This is a genomic window from Acinetobacter lanii, assembly GCF_011578285.1.
GTDB lineage: Bacteria > Pseudomonadota > Gammaproteobacteria > Pseudomonadales > Moraxellaceae > Acinetobacter > Acinetobacter lanii.
The window spans coordinates 2366010-2380201 of sequence record NZ_CP049916.1 but is presented as its reverse complement, the minus strand read 5'-3'; the positions used below and the strand labels follow the sequence as shown (position 1 = coordinate 2380201).

Here is a 14192-nt window from a genome sequence, read left to right as displayed (position 1 = left end):
ATGAATGCGAATGTGAAAAATTTGATTCCTGTCGTACAGCTTACAGATCATGAAGAGCAAGTCAAACAAGCTTTACAGATTTGTAATGCTTGCCGTTATTGTGAAACATTTTGTGCTGTATTCCCAGCCATGACGAAGCGTCTTGAATTTACTCAAGCAGATATTCATTACATGGCAAATCTATGCCATAACTGTGGTGCCTGTTTACATGCTTGCCAGTATGCGCCGCCACACGAATTTGGCGTCAATATTCCACAGGCGATGGCACAAGTTCGTTTGGAAACTTATCAGGAATTTGCAGTACCCGCTGCTTTTGGTGCGATTTATAAAAAGACGGGGATAGCTTTAGTTTCTGTGATGACCGTGATTTTTTTCCTGCTTATGTTGGGAGGAGTCTGGCTGAATGGTACAGACTTGTTTGGACAGTACCAAGGCGATTTTTATGCGATTTTCCCGCATAATTTCTTAGCGGTACTGTTCGGTTCGGTGTTTATAACCGCAATTGTCCTCTTAGCTTTGGGTGTAGCAAAATTTTGGAAACAGACTTCAAAGATTATTCCTGAGGGTGTTGCACAGCCAGATATTCTGCAAGCGTCTAAAAATGTTCTGACCCTGAAATATTTGGATGGCGGACATGGTAAGGGCTGTAATGAGGAAGATGATCGTTATACCCAGATTCGCCGTGTATTCCATCACTTCACTATGTATGGCTTTTTACTTTGCTTTTTAGCCACGAGTGTTGCAACGGCTTATCACTATTTCTTGGGGCTCGAAGCACCCTATGCTTATACCAGCCTACCTGTGATTTTAGGATCGCTGGGTGGTATTGGCTTAGTCATTGGTCCGATGGGTTTGTTGTACCTAAATATCAAACGCCATCCCTTACATGGTGACGTAAAACAAAAACCCATGGATCGAGGCTTCATCTTCTTGTTGCTATTAATCAGTATCACTGGATTGGCGTTACTCGCTTTCCGTGACAGCTCAGCAATGGCGCTATTACTCATTATTCACTTAGCAACCGTGATGACTTTTTTTCTCACCATTCCGTTTGGCAAATTTGCTCATGGATTTTATCGAAGTGCAGCACTACTGAAGTTTGCTGTTGAAGAACGTGTTGCCAAACATAAATTAAAAACTAAATAAGCACCCAAACCACAACAAGACCATGGAGGTCGATGATGGCTATAGGTAATAACTATGAAATTTTCAATGGAACGACACGTTATAAGGATATAGCAATGAAAAACTTGAAATTATTGGCATTAGCATGCACGAGTCTTGTCGTGGTGGGATGCGGTACGGGTAATGCGTCTAAGGAGCCTGGTCAGCCAAAACGTGCAGAATGTATTGCACCAGCAAAACCAGGTGGCGGTTTCGATATGACCTGTAAGCTGATTCAATCTGGGTTTAAGACAACTGAAGTTTTAAAAGATCCTATGCGTGTAACCTATATGCCTGGTGGTGTAGGTGCAGTAGCGTATAACAAGATCGTAGGTAATGATCCAGCCAATAATAATGCAGTGATTGCATTTTCAACCGGTTCACTTTTGAATTTAGCACAAGGTAAATTCGGTAATTTTACTGAGAAAGATGTCAAATGGCTGTCGGGTGTGGCTATCGATTATGGACTGGTTGCTGTACATAAAGATTCACCTTATAAGAATTTGAATGATCTTATTAAATCGCTAAAGGCAAATCCTAAAGGAATCAGCTTCGGTGGTGCGGGTAGTGTGGGTGGACAAGATTGGATGCAAACTGCCATGCTGGCAAAAAAAGCTGGTGTTAATCCAGCAAATATGAGCTTTGTAGCACTTGAAGGTGGGGGTGAAGTTTTAACGTCGCTACTCGGCCAACATATTCAAGTGGCTGTAGGTAATGTCAGTGAGGTCGGTGCTCACCTTGAAGCCGGTAATATTCGTATCTTGGCAGTTTTAGCAGACAAACGACTAGAAGGTAAATTCGCTCATCTACCGACTGCCAAAGAGCAGGGTTATGATCTGGAATGGCCTGTGATTCGTGGTTTTTATATGGGGCCAAAAGTCAGTGATGACGCTTATAACTGGTGGAAAAATGCTTTCGATAAAATGATGGCTGATCAAAAATTTGATGCAGTGCGTGAGCATCAAGACCTTCTTCCATTTGAACTCACCGGTGAAGAACTGAGTGCATATGTCTATAAGCAGACTGCGGAAATGCGTAAGTTGTCGGAAGAATATAAATTATCAAAATAACAAACGAACTGAGTTGAAAAGTCACTTTTCAACTCAGTTTTTGTTTTGAGGGTAAATGATGAAATCTGAACGGATTCTTACGGGCATCATTGCAGTTTGCGGATTATTTTTACTTATTTACGCATGCAATTTTGAAGCCCCAATTTCCTATGATCCAGTAGGACCAAAAGCTTTTCCAATTTTATTGATGGGCTTAATTACAGCAAGTGCTGTTTATTTGACAGTGCGCCCAGCAATGATGTTTGAGCCCGTTGAATTGGGTTGGACTAAACATTTGTTAGGAAAACTTGTGCTGTGCGCTACAGCCTTGACCGTGTATGCCATCGTTTTTGAGTGGTTAGGATTTATTGCTGCGACCTTACTCGTGACCATTGCAGTAGGCAAACTTTTCAATGGCAAAACAATTCCAGTAGTGATCACAGGTTTGGTATTGAGTACATGTACATACTACCTATTTGATCGTGTACTCGATGTGCCATTACCACTCGGATTATTCGGTTAAGGATGACGACGATATGGAAGTATTAAATTTTTTAATGATGGGATTTGAAGTTGCCTTGCAGCCGCAAAATCTCCTTATTGCTTTTATTGGTGCATTTATCGGGACCATTGTTGGTTTATTACCTGGTCTAGGCCCGATCAATGGTGTAGCAATTCTATTACCTTTTGCTTATGCACTTGGTTTACCTGTAGATAGTGCTTTAATTCTTTTAGCAGCAGTGTACTTAGGTTGTGAGTACGGTGGCCGTATTTCTGCAATTCTGCTGAATGTACCCGGTGATGCTGGTGCAATTATGACCACACTAGATGGTTATCCACTCGCACAACAAGGTAAAGCGGGTATAGCATTATCTCTATCTTCAATTAGCTCTTTTATCGGTAGTACGATCGCTTTCATTGGTATCGTCCTATTTGCTCCAATCTTGGCAAAATGGGCGATCGCGTTTGGTCCAGCTGAATATTTTGCGCTTATGGTCTTCGCCATTGTTTGTTTAACAGGTTTAGTGAGCACACAGCCTTTTAAAACTCTAATTATGGCATTAATGGGATTGGCATTATCAACGGTTGGGATGGATGCCATTACAGGTGTATACCGTTTTACCTTCGATAGTGTTGGCCTCAGTGATGGGATTGCATTTACCACGGTGGTCATCGGCTTATTCAGTATCAGTGAGATTCTGTTGCTTCTTGAACGAACTACCATTGGTAAAGTTGTACTAGAGCAAGGTAAGCGTTCATTGTTTAATGCGAAAGAGTTCTTTAGTTCTTTAGCGACGATTGTTCGTGGGTCATTGATTGGCTTTTTCTCTGGTATTCTCCCTGGTGCAGGTGCCAGTGTTGCAAGCGCGATGGCTTATACCACTGAACGTAAGATGGCAGGCGAAAAAGGTAAATTTGGTCAAGGTGACTTGCGTGGTCTAGCAGCTCCAGAAAGTGCCAATAACGCAGCAGCCTGTGGTTCATTTGTGCCAATGCTAACGCTGGGAGTACCAGGTTCAGGTACGACGGCAGTAATGATGGGTGCACTGACCATGTACAACATTACACCAGGCCCACAGTTGTTTGCTGAGCAGCCAACACTCGTTTGGGCGCTGATTGCCTCTTTGATGGTGGGTAATATTATTCTGCTGTTACTCAACCTTCCATTGGTTGGTTTCTTCGCTCGTATGTTGAGTATTCCAAGCTATATCCTGATTCCCATTATCGCAACAGTAAGCTTCGTGGGTGTATATGCGATTCACAGTACTATCTTTGACTTATTGTTATGCATGGGGCTAGGTATTGTAGGTTATGTGCTGAGAAAATTTGATTTTCCATTGGCACCCTTAATTCTTGGTTTTGTATTAGGCGAGTTAATGGAGTCGAATCTACGACGTGCGCTATCTATTTCTCAAGGTGAACTCAGCATTTTGTGGAATAGTAATATCAGCATGGGACTTTGGGTTATGTCAGCATTGTTACTGATTCTTCCAATCGTACGTAAATACCTGTTCATCAAAAAGCATCAAGCTTAATTAGACAACAATAATGATCGGCCTATGCTGATCATTATTGCTTCGGATTATGAAAATAATAATGTTAAATGCCAAAGGATTGGCGATTGCTTTGATCGGAGCGGTTCTCGCAAACTACTTTAATATTCCTTTGCCCTGGTTACTCGGGCCATTACTGGCTGCATTATTCATGGGCAGTGTTGGAAAGCCATTGTCCTGCCATCCTCACTGGCGTAAGGGCGGGCAGATTATTATTGGTATGGCACTCGGTCTATATTTTACCCCAGCCTTGGTGCAAGCCATTTCTGCCTATTGGGGCTTCATCCTACTCGGGATTCTTTGGTCATTAGTACTCGGTACATTATTGGCAGTTATGCAATATCGCATCAATGCGCTAGATTGGGCCACTGCATGGTTTTCATCAGCAATTGGCAGTGCGAGTGAAATGGTTAATATTGCTGAACAATATAATGCTCAAGTCGACAAAGTTGTGGCTGCTCATAGTCTGCGGATTATTATTTTAGTCGTCCTTATTCCGATTTTTATGGGATTTTATTTTCAGATTGATTGGACTACTTTGGTTGTGCTTGAAACTGAACGTTATGGATTTATTCAAGTCATATTACTTTCTGTATTGGCTTTATATGCCGGAAAACTCTTTCAATATTTTAATTTATTAAATGCATGGATTTTAGGTCCACTCACGATCATTGGTTTTTTTTTCATTTGTGGGATTTTTACCACTTCGTTTTCCTGACTGGTTTATTGCATTGGGGCAACTCTGTATTGGATGGTCATTAGGTAGCAAATTTCCGTTCAGTTTTTTGAAAAATAATAAAAAGTTTATTGGTCTGACTTTCTTATTCAACCTATTCGCATTGGGACTGTCTATTATTTTTGCTCTAGTCTTGTTTTATTTGAGTGATGCAGATGCCAAGATCTTGATTTTAGGTTTATCTCCAGGTGGTATTGCTGAAATGTCTCTTATGGCTAAAGTCATAGGACTTGCTGTGCCGATCGTGGTGGCATTTCAGCTTTCCCGACTAATTTTTGTGATTTTAACGACTCGTTTTTTTTACCTCAGTAGCCTTAAATTGATTCTAAAAAGGATAAATAGATCTAAGGACATAGATCACTGATGAATAATGATATTTATATACGAAGTTCTTATCAAGAGTGTGCGTATCAACTACAGCATAACGGTTTACTTTTAAAATATCTCTCTCATCAAGATATTCAATTAAATACAATAGCTGTGAAAAATAATCCAAGAGCCCTTAAATATGCTCAATTACAAAATGAAGAAATGTGTCTAAACGCTGTTTCTAACTGTGGTGATACACTCAAATATGTAAACAATAAAACAAATCAATTTTGCTTAAAAGCTTTATCAAATGAAGGCTTAGCGATTCGCTATATCGATAATCCAACAGAAGAAATGTGTTTGACTGCAGTTAGACAAAATGGTTTTGCACTTAAGTTTATTCAAGAACAAAATCCTTTGATCTGTAAAGTAGCTGTTTTTAACACGCCTTTTGCAATTAAGTATGTAAAGCATAAAACACAAGAGATCAGTCTATTCGCAGTTCAAGCTGATGGAAATACCTTGCAATATATTCCTCAGCCCAATGATGAAATTTATGAAGAGGCTGTTAAATCTAAGCCTGAAGCCATTAGGTTTATTCATAATCAAAGTGATTATATTTTAAGGATTGCGCTGAAGAAAAAGCCGTATGTTATTCAATATGTCAAAGAATGCCATGAGGATCTCTGGTTAGAGGCGATCAGAAAAAAATCATCTTTTATTAAGCTGATCAAAAATAATGAAAAATTAATCATGAAGGCTATTTATCAAAATCCACACGTCATTAATCATCTTGATGAACAACCGGAACATTTATGCAGATTAGCCGTCTCTTTGGATTATCAAGCAATTGCAGCAGTAAGAGATCAGACAGAGAGCCTGTGTCTGTATGCACTTTCAAAGTCTTGGCATGCAATTAATTTTATTAAACAAAAATATAAAAGTGAAAATGTAATTAACACATATTTAGAACTCTATGGGAGATAGGCAAAAAATCATTAGAGTGCTTTCATAAGTCATTTTTTAATCAATTTTATGTTGTAGATTCCAGTAATTAAATTGAATCTTAAGCCCAATCTTTTTTGTTGGTTATGATATCACTCAGTAAGAGTTTTAAAGGTTTTCTGACTCTCTAATACATACTCAATGTAAGTTGTTCTTTTCAACTCTATACGAAAGGGAGTTGTAGGTTGCTCTAAGTGCAAAGCCTGAAACTTTAGTATCACGGAAAAATATGTGTTTATTTTTCGAAATATTGAAGCAAAATTGCTTAGATGCAGCTAAGGGTTTATCTGAATTTGCCTTAATAAAGGAATTTGATAATATTCTGAATAAATGACAGTGTAATGAGTACTTTTTTATGTGACAATTTTCATTTCCTTACATCTATTACTGATTAAGAATTTAATTCTTCGGTATACATGGAGTATACATAGCGCTAAAAAATGAAAATGAGTTTGGTGGGGAATTTAGAAATTTTGTTTGAGGTCTTTAAAATCAAAGACTTAAAAGCACTCCGGAGATGCCGTTGCATGTCGTTACCCTGAACCCGATGAGTTCAAGGTGGACGCGACGTATACTTCACGGGTTTCCTACACGAAGATAGGCATACACTCTAAATATACAGAACGCATCCGGGGATATAAGTATCGGCAGGGATATAGACTCACTGACGAACATCCCAGAGTTGCAAGAATTATAACCCATCCCTAGGCTTTGGCAAATCAGAATGCTTTAAAAATGGATCGTTCTGTAAAATCTATGCTCTAAACGAACAAAGAAAAAGCAGTTTTATACTGCTTTTTCAATATCTTCCATAATGGCACTGAGCAAGCGCTCGCAATGTGAATATTCTTGTAAGGATTTGTTCATACTCAGCACTTCTTGCATGAGCTCCAGTGCCACCATAATCACCAATTTATTGTGTTCAACATTGGGTGCTTTACGGCGAAATTCTTGAAACTTCTCATTTAAAAGTTCACCGGCACGTTCCAAATCGCCTTTTTTATCAAAAGTGGTTTGCAGGCGAAAGGATTGCTCAATTAAACGCAGTTCAACAGTCACAAGTTCAGACATGCTTAAGCTTCCTCATTGTTTTCAGTGGGGTGAGCAAGCTGTTGAATTTCTTGCGCATGATGATCTTGTTCAGTGCCCAAAATCGCTAAACGTTGAATAATCGCTTCAACTTTGGTTTTGGCATGTTCATTTTTTTGAATCAAACGCGTGCGTTCAGCTTGCAAGTCTTGAATTTCGTGTTGCGCTTGGCGTTGTTCCGCCAACATTTTTTCTTTGACAACACGCAGTTCATTGCGTTCCGCCAAAATTTCTTGGAAACGATTTTTAAGGTCGGTACAACTTTTTTCTAAACGACTATAACGTTCAGCCAATGCAGTGGCATCGGTATTTAAGGTTTTAAATTGCGCCTGAAGTTCAGTGTTTTGTTCCGTCAGATTGTCCACTTCATCTTGCTTTTGCGTGATGATGCTATTTTTTTGCACAATTTGGGCATGATGCTGCTCTTCATTGCGGTCTTTTTCGGCCAACAACGTTTCGTTTTTACGTTCAGCGTCATTTAAACGCGTTTTGAGCGTACTGATGTGCGCCTGAAGACGCTGTAATTGTTCTAACATATCGAGGTCGCGCTGATTCGCAATCAAAGGTAATATATACAGAAGTATAGAGATTGGATAAACGAATGCAAGACGATATTTCAGGTTGGTCAGATTGGAGTCGTAATTTCGAAGGTATTGAAGAGATTTCAAGCCCAAGTGAGTTACATGGCCTTTTAACAGGTATTGTTTGTGTTACTGAAGCACCAAGCCGAGATGAGTGGTTACAGATCTTATCGACCCTAGCGGTGCCTGCATTGGATGATGAAGCGCTCGATTTATTGGTCGATGAAACCATCGATGTATTTCATGCTTTGTCTGAAGATGAATTGGATTATTTACCGATGCTGCCCGATGATGAACATCATTTGTCTGAACGTGTACAAGCCCTTGCAGATTGGTGTGCAGGCGTGGTGCTCGGTTTTGGTTTGGCTTCAGGGCATATTCGTGCTGAGGAAGAAGAACTGATTGAGCATTTGCAAGATGTCGCAGCGGTAGAATTTGAAGAGTCTGACGATGACGAAGAAGGCGAAGAGAGCTATCAAGAGTTATACGAATTCGTTCGTTTAATTCCAGTCAGCCTATCTGTTGGACGTGCCAAAATTGCAGTTGCTGAAAGCACATTACTGCAACATGTCAAAAACAAGTTAAATGTACCTGCGGACAGCAGTGTGGTGGAAATGTTTACCCCGCATCGTCCAAGCTAAAGTTAAAAGCGGTTTTGATTAAGATGAAGAGTTGAAACTTGTTATTTTAATTATTTCAAAGGAAATCTGGATTACATCTTTTGCTATTGATCTTATTTCAAAACGCATAAAAATTTAAGCTGAATCAAATTGCTGTCGTGTGATGTTTGCATTAAGGTGTAAACATTACCTTATTTTTAATCCTTCATATAAGCCGTAAAATAATGAAATTGACTCAAGCTGATTTTCAAGCACGCCGTGACTTACTCGCAGAACAGATGGGCCCACACAGTATTGCGATTATTGAAACAAGCCCTGTTGCAATGCGTAATCGTGACGCAGACTATAAGTACCGTACTGATAGTAGCTTTTTCTATTTAACCGGTTTTGCCGAGCCTGAAGCCGTGGCGGTGATTGAAACTGGCGATTCTGTTGATGAATATACTTATAGCCTGTTCTGCCGTGAACGTGACCGTGAAATGGAAATTTGGAATGGTTATCGTGCAGGGGTGGATGGTGCGGTCGATGATTTCGATGCAGATGAAGCCTATGCAATTGATCTGCTTGATGAAGAAATCATTGAAAAATTACTTGATAAACAAAAACTCTTTTACCGAATTGGGCATCGGGCTGAATTTGATGCCCGTGTTGCCAAATGGATTGTGCAAGCCAATGGCGAATCACGTAAGGGTACAACAGCACCTGCACAATTGATTCAATTGGATCGCATTGTTGATGAAATGCGCCTACATAAAGACGCTGAAGAAATTCAATTGATGCAAATCGCATCGGATATCAGTGCTGAAGCGCATACCCGTGCCATGCAAACGGTGAAACCGGGCATGATGGAATATGCACTTGAGGCCGAGCTTAATTATATTTTTGGTAAAAATGGCTGTGTGCCGTCGTATAACAGTATTGTCGGCGGCGGTGAAAATGGCTGTATCCTACATTATGTCGAAAATAACAAAGCACTCAAAGATGGCGATTTAGTTCTGATTGATGCGGCCTGTGAATACGAATTTTATGCTTCTGACATTACCCGTACTTTCCCTATCAATGGTAAATTCAGTCCTGAACAAAAAGCATTGTACCAAGTCGTTTTAGATGCACAGATGGCTGCCATTGATGCGGTACGTATAGGCAACTCTTATAAAGAGCCACATCATGTGGCGGTACGTATTTTGGTTCAAGGCCTACTGGATTTAGGCATCATGCAAGGGGATTTAGAGCAGATTATTGACTCAGAAAGTTTCCGTCAGTTCTACATGCATGGGACAGGGCACTGGCTCGGTATGGATGTGCATGACGTGGGTGCCTACAAAGTTGATGGTGAATGGCGCACGTATCAAGCAGGTATGGTGGTGACTGTAGAGCCGGGGCTGTATATTGCACCGGATGATGAAAGCGTCGATCCAAAATGGCGTGGCATCGGTATTCGTATTGAAGATGACGTGGTTGCCACTGTAGATGGACCATTGGTGTTAACCAAAAATGTGGTGAAAACCATTGAGGAGATTGAAGCATTAATGTCTGCCTCGCATTCATAATGCAAATTTGAAAATTAAAGCCAATCTTATGATTGGCTTTTTTATATACAATTTTTTGGTGATTGATGATGAACTGATGGCCATATGAATTACCGATAAGACTTATTGGAACGAACAAATAGGCTTTAAGTTGCATTGTTATATAATGGCGGTTTTAAATTTACAGCTTTAAATTTCTCTCAGGCGTTAGGCGAATCGAGCAGGTTTCATGAATAGCATCAAGTTTCACAATTTTGAGGAAGCCGGAAAACGGGTCCTTAAATATCTTCATGAACATTTCGGCTTCGGATTATGGATGATCACTCGGGTTGAGAATGATAATTGGATTATCTTACAGTCAGAAAATGAAAAGTATGATATTCAACAAGGTCAGGTCTTTCGCTGGTCGGACTCATATTGCTATCACATGGTGCAAGGTAAAACCCCTAAAATTGCACCGTGTTCCAATAACATTGAAGTTTATGCCAATGCGCCGATCAATCAGCATTTAGAAATTCAATCTTATATTGGGGAACCTTTGCTGAATGAGGATGGATCAGTATTCGGATCGATTTGTGGCATTGATACTGAAGTGAAATCGGATGATTTAATCAAAGATGCACCTATTCTTGAGCTGTTAGGCAGCTTGCTGAGTACCATTTTACAAAGTGAATTGCGGGAAAATCAGCAACGTCGTTTACGTGAACGTTTTGAAGTTGAAGCGCTCACCGATGGTTTAACGGGTCTATATAACCGCCGTGCTTGGGACAGCTTACTGAAACTTGAAGAAGAACGTTGTCAGCGTTACGGATTGCCTGCCACGATTTTTAGTTTAGATTTAAACGACCTAAAATTGGTCAATGACCAGTTTGGACATGATCGCGGTGATCAACTGCTTCAAAATACCGCTCAATTACTTCAAACCAACATGCGAACCAATGACGTGATTGCGCGGTTGGGCGGCGATGAATTTGTGATTCTATGCCCTGAAATGTCGTGTTGTGCAGCAGATGCATTGTCTGAGCGTTTGGTGATGAAGTTTGCTGAAGCTGATATTCACGTGGCCATTGGTTATGCCAGCCGTCAGCTCAATACCACCTTGGATGCGGTGTTAATCGAGGCGGATAAAAACATGTATGCACATAAGAAAAGGGTCAAAGATCAACAGCTTTAAAATTAGACCTTGATGTGAATTGATGATCTAAAGTTTTGTTCATGTTAACGCCTTGATCACAACATGAGTAAAAGTTTCTGTGTCAATAAAATGGCATAGGCAGAGGGTTTAAATTTCAAGGCGAGCTTCTGAGCTGTGGCTTTAAATATACATCCATTTAAAGCTTAAGCCTTGTCTTGGCTTTCACGATAAAAAACGGCTCAATCTCAAATTTTGCTCATTTAAAATAATGGCTCAAAACACAGAGCGCTGGCGCAAGCCATTTGAATTTTAAGCTTAAACACGAATCCATTATAAAAAAACAAATCGATGATGTAAGATAAAATCATCTCATATACATGCAACTGCATTTGTGGTTGCAACGCGCTTAAGGATCAAAACATGCAACAAGAAGTCATCATTGTCGGTGGTGGGATGGTGGGTTTAAGCCTCGCACTGATGTTGGCGAAAAAGAAGATTGCGGTCAAGTTACTCGAAGCAATCAAATACCCAAACTATGATGATGAACATCTTGCTCCGTATCATTCCAGTTTTGATGCACGCAACAGTGCCTTGTCACGCCGTAGTGTGCAAATTTATCAAGAGTTGGGATTGTGGGATGCTTTGCAACAATATGCGACCCCAATTTTAGAAGTCAACATTACTGAACAGGGCAGTTTTGGGAAGGCACGTTTAATTGCAGCCCAAGAAAAAGTCGAAAGCTTTGGGCAAGTGATTGAAAATGCATGGCTCGGTCGTGTGTTACTGTCAGAAGTCAAAAAACAGCCGCTCATTGAGTTGATTGATGGCGTCAAAGTCACTTCACTGAAACAAGACGCCGATTTTGCTTATATCGAAGCGGAAAGTAACCAACAAAAATATCAACTGCAATCCAAACTGTTGATTGCTGCCGATGGTCGCGATTCTTTCTGCCGTAAGGCTCTAGGCATAGGTGCATCTGAGCATGATTATGATCAAGTGGCGATCGTCACTTCAGTGCAAACGTCTAAACCGCATCAACAGGTTGGTTTTGAGCGTTTCAGTCCTTTAGGACCATTGGCTTTATTACCGCTTCCGGGCGAATACCGCCGTTCAGTGGTATGGCCAGTACCCAAAGGCACCGAACATGAATGGTTGGGCGAAGAAAATGACCAACACTTCTTAGATGCCTTACAAGAGACATATGGTGACCGTGCCGGAAAATTCCAAAAAACAGGTCGACGTTTTAGTTTCCCATTGTCACAAGTACTGGCGGAAAAACAAGCCATCGGTCGTGTGGTGTTGATGGGCAATGCTGCACATACCATTCACCCGGTGGCAGGACAAGGCTTTAACCTATGTATGCGTGATGCCTACGTGCTGGTGCGTTATTTGAGTGAGCAACTTGAACAAGCCGCGGATCTTGGCGATGCAGCCATGCTGAAAGATTATGAAAAATCCCGTCTAACCGATCAACAACGTGTAATTAAGTTCTGTGATTCTGTGGTACGTGGTTTTAGTAATCAAAATCCGATTCTGAAATTGATCCGTAATACTGGATTAATGGCCTTTGAAAATATTCCGGGCATTAAACCGTTGGTTGCCAACTACGCCATGGGGTTAAAAGCATGACAGTCGATTCTTCTGTGATACAGCCCCAAGCTGAGCTGTTGGATGCCGTTATTATTGGCGGGGGGCTGGTTGGTGGTTTAACCGCATTGCTTTTGGCTGAAGGTGGGGTGCAAGCGACCGTTTTAGATGCGGCTCCCGTACTCGATAGTGAAAAAGTGCTCAGCGTTGCCAACCCTCGTGTTTTAGCACTCAGCCAAGCGACCATTCATTTGCTCAAAACCGTTGACGTCTGGGACAAGATTGTTCGGCAAATGCCCTATAGCGGCATGCAAGTTTGGAATAAAAATGGCTATGGTGAAATTCAATTTGGTCAGTCATCTGAACAAGCGCCGACAGCTGAACAGCGTTTGGGTTCAATGGTTGAGCCGAGTATTCTCAATCTTGCCATTCAACAGCAAATGCTCAGTACACTCAAAGATTATCGTACCCAAGTTAAAGTGGTTCGAATTGAGAAAGGTGTGCAGTGTTGGATGGTGACATTGGCCGATGGCACCACACTGAAAACCAAGTTACTGATTGGCGCCGATGGAGCCAATTCCTTTGTTCGTGAAAGTGCTTTTATTGGCTTAGATGTATTGGACTATAAACAAGCGGGTTTAACCTGTGCGATACGAACCGCGCAACCGCATTTGCACGTGGCACGTCAAATATTCTTGCCGACAGGGCCACTCGCTTATTTGCCGATGGCGAGCTTGAAAGAGGATGAACAGGGCGTATGGCAATCGATTGTGTGGACTTTGCCAGATGACTATGCAGATGAATATGCGGCACTGTCAGATGCTGAATTCACGGCATTGTTGACGCGTGAAAGCCATCACATGTTGGGTGAAGTCTTAGAGGCAACACCGCGTGCGAAATTCCCACTCAAAGCCCGTGCTGCCAAGCGCTATGTGCAAGACGGATTGGCATTGGTGGGTGATGCTGCGCATGTGATTCATCCATTGGCTGGGCAAGGGGTGAATATTGGCTGTTTGGATGCTGCGATTTTGTGTGATGTGTTACTGCATGATTTAAAACGCGGTGTCTGGGCACATGAGCAAACCCTGAAACGCTATGAGCATCAACGTAAAATTCAAAATGAAGCGATGATGCATGGGATGTCTGCGATTGGTTGGTTAGAAACAGCAGAACTGTTCCCCTTTGTTTGGGCGCGTAATTTTGGTTTAAAACAAGTGGATCAAACCCCAATATTGAAAGCAGCTTTTATGCAACAAGCCAATGGGCTGTCTGCACTTCAAAATACCCGTTACGCTTAATTTTTGAAATTGGGTTATTTTCATTCAATCGTTAAT

At 41.1% G+C, this 14192-nt stretch carries 12 protein-coding genes, 1 other RNA gene and 2 pseudogenes; 11 read left to right on the top strand and 4 right to left on the bottom strand.

Translation table 11 applies throughout. The features are described 5' to 3' along the window. The 6 genes and pseudogenes from tcuB to G8D99_RS10830 all read left to right on the top strand — a co-directional run bounded on the left by tcuB (position 1) and on the right by G8D99_RS10830 (position 6299). Positions 1-1146, top strand: coding sequence for a tricarballylate utilization 4Fe-4S protein TcuB (gene tcuB, locus G8D99_RS10855; protein ID WP_166325698.1), 1146 nt, complete (start codon positions 1-3; stop codon positions 1144-1146). Between the two features lie 35 nt (positions 1147-1181). Next, on the top strand, positions 1182-2234 hold the full coding sequence (locus tag G8D99_RS10850) for a Bug family tripartite tricarboxylate transporter substrate binding protein (protein WP_166327714.1): 1053 nt from the start codon (positions 1182-1184) through the stop codon (positions 2232-2234). A 55-nt stretch (positions 2235-2289) separates the two neighbouring features. Then, positions 2290-2736: a tripartite tricarboxylate transporter TctB family protein gene (locus G8D99_RS10845; protein WP_166325695.1), complete on the top strand. Its 447-nt coding sequence runs from the start codon at positions 2290-2292 to the stop codon at positions 2734-2736. A 13-nt stretch (positions 2737-2749) separates the two neighbouring features. Further along, the gene (locus tag G8D99_RS10840; protein WP_166325692.1) at positions 2750-4249 is read left to right on the top strand and encodes a tripartite tricarboxylate transporter permease; all 1500 of its coding nucleotides are present in this window, start codon (positions 2750-2752) and stop codon (positions 4247-4249) included. Positions 4250-4298: 49 nt separating this feature from the next. Continuing rightward, positions 4299-5367: pseudogene (locus G8D99_RS15845) on the top strand (AbrB family transcriptional regulator). Then, complete coding sequence (locus G8D99_RS10830; protein WP_166325689.1) at positions 5367-6299, top strand: DUF4116 domain-containing protein; 933 nt, start codon at positions 5367-5369, stop codon at positions 6297-6299. Before G8D99_RS15845 ends, G8D99_RS10830 begins: the two are co-directional and overlap by 1 nt. 29 nt (positions 6300-6328) lie before the next feature. On the opposite strand, the pseudogene G8D99_RS15935 reads toward G8D99_RS10830, so the two are convergent. From G8D99_RS15935 to G8D99_RS10815, 4 genes and pseudogenes are all read right to left on the bottom strand, one after another. Continuing rightward, a pseudogene (locus G8D99_RS15935) lies at positions 6329-6436 on the bottom strand (IS5/IS1182 family transposase); the annotation flags it as partial. 386 nt (positions 6437-6822) lie between these two features. Continuing rightward, positions 6823-7003: non-coding RNA, 6S RNA (ssrS, locus tag G8D99_RS10825), on the bottom strand. A gap of 100 nt (positions 7004-7103) precedes the next feature. Continuing rightward, positions 7104-7388: a cell division protein ZapA gene (locus G8D99_RS10820; protein ID WP_166325686.1), complete on the bottom strand. Its 285-nt coding sequence runs from the start codon at positions 7386-7388 to the stop codon at positions 7104-7106. A gap of 2 nt (positions 7389-7390) precedes the next feature. Continuing rightward, positions 7391-7942 carry a hypothetical protein gene (locus tag G8D99_RS10815; RefSeq protein WP_166325683.1) on the bottom strand — a complete coding sequence of 184 codons (552 nt, stop codon included), beginning with the start codon at positions 7940-7942 and terminating at the stop codon, positions 7391-7393. Positions 7943-8007: 65 nt separating this feature from the next. Here G8D99_RS10815 and G8D99_RS10810 point away from each other — a divergent pair, with 65 nt between their 5' ends. From G8D99_RS10810 to G8D99_RS10790, 5 genes are all read left to right on the top strand, one after another. Then, on the top strand, positions 8008-8628 hold the full coding sequence (locus G8D99_RS10810) for a UPF0149 family protein (protein ID WP_166325680.1): 621 nt from the start codon (positions 8008-8010) through the stop codon (positions 8626-8628). 203 nt (positions 8629-8831) lie between these two features. Further along, on the top strand, positions 8832-10157 hold the full coding sequence (gene pepP / locus G8D99_RS10805) for a Xaa-Pro aminopeptidase (protein WP_166325677.1): 1326 nt from the start codon (positions 8832-8834) through the stop codon (positions 10155-10157). Positions 10158-10365: 208 nt separating this feature from the next. Beyond that, positions 10366-11310 (top strand): sensor domain-containing diguanylate cyclase, encoded by a 945-nt coding sequence (locus tag G8D99_RS10800; RefSeq protein WP_166325674.1) that lies wholly within the window; start codon positions 10366-10368, stop codon positions 11308-11310. A gap of 381 nt (positions 11311-11691) precedes the next feature. Next, complete coding sequence (gene ubiH, locus G8D99_RS10795; RefSeq protein WP_166325671.1) at positions 11692-12900, top strand: 2-octaprenyl-6-methoxyphenyl hydroxylase; 1209 nt, start codon at positions 11692-11694, stop codon at positions 12898-12900. After that, positions 12897-14156 carry an FAD-dependent monooxygenase gene (locus G8D99_RS10790; RefSeq protein ID WP_166325668.1) on the top strand — a complete coding sequence of 420 codons (1260 nt, stop codon included), beginning with the start codon at positions 12897-12899 and terminating at the stop codon, positions 14154-14156. The genes ubiH and G8D99_RS10790 overlap by 4 nt, the downstream gene beginning before the upstream one ends. Positions 14157-14192: the final 36 nt, after the last annotated feature.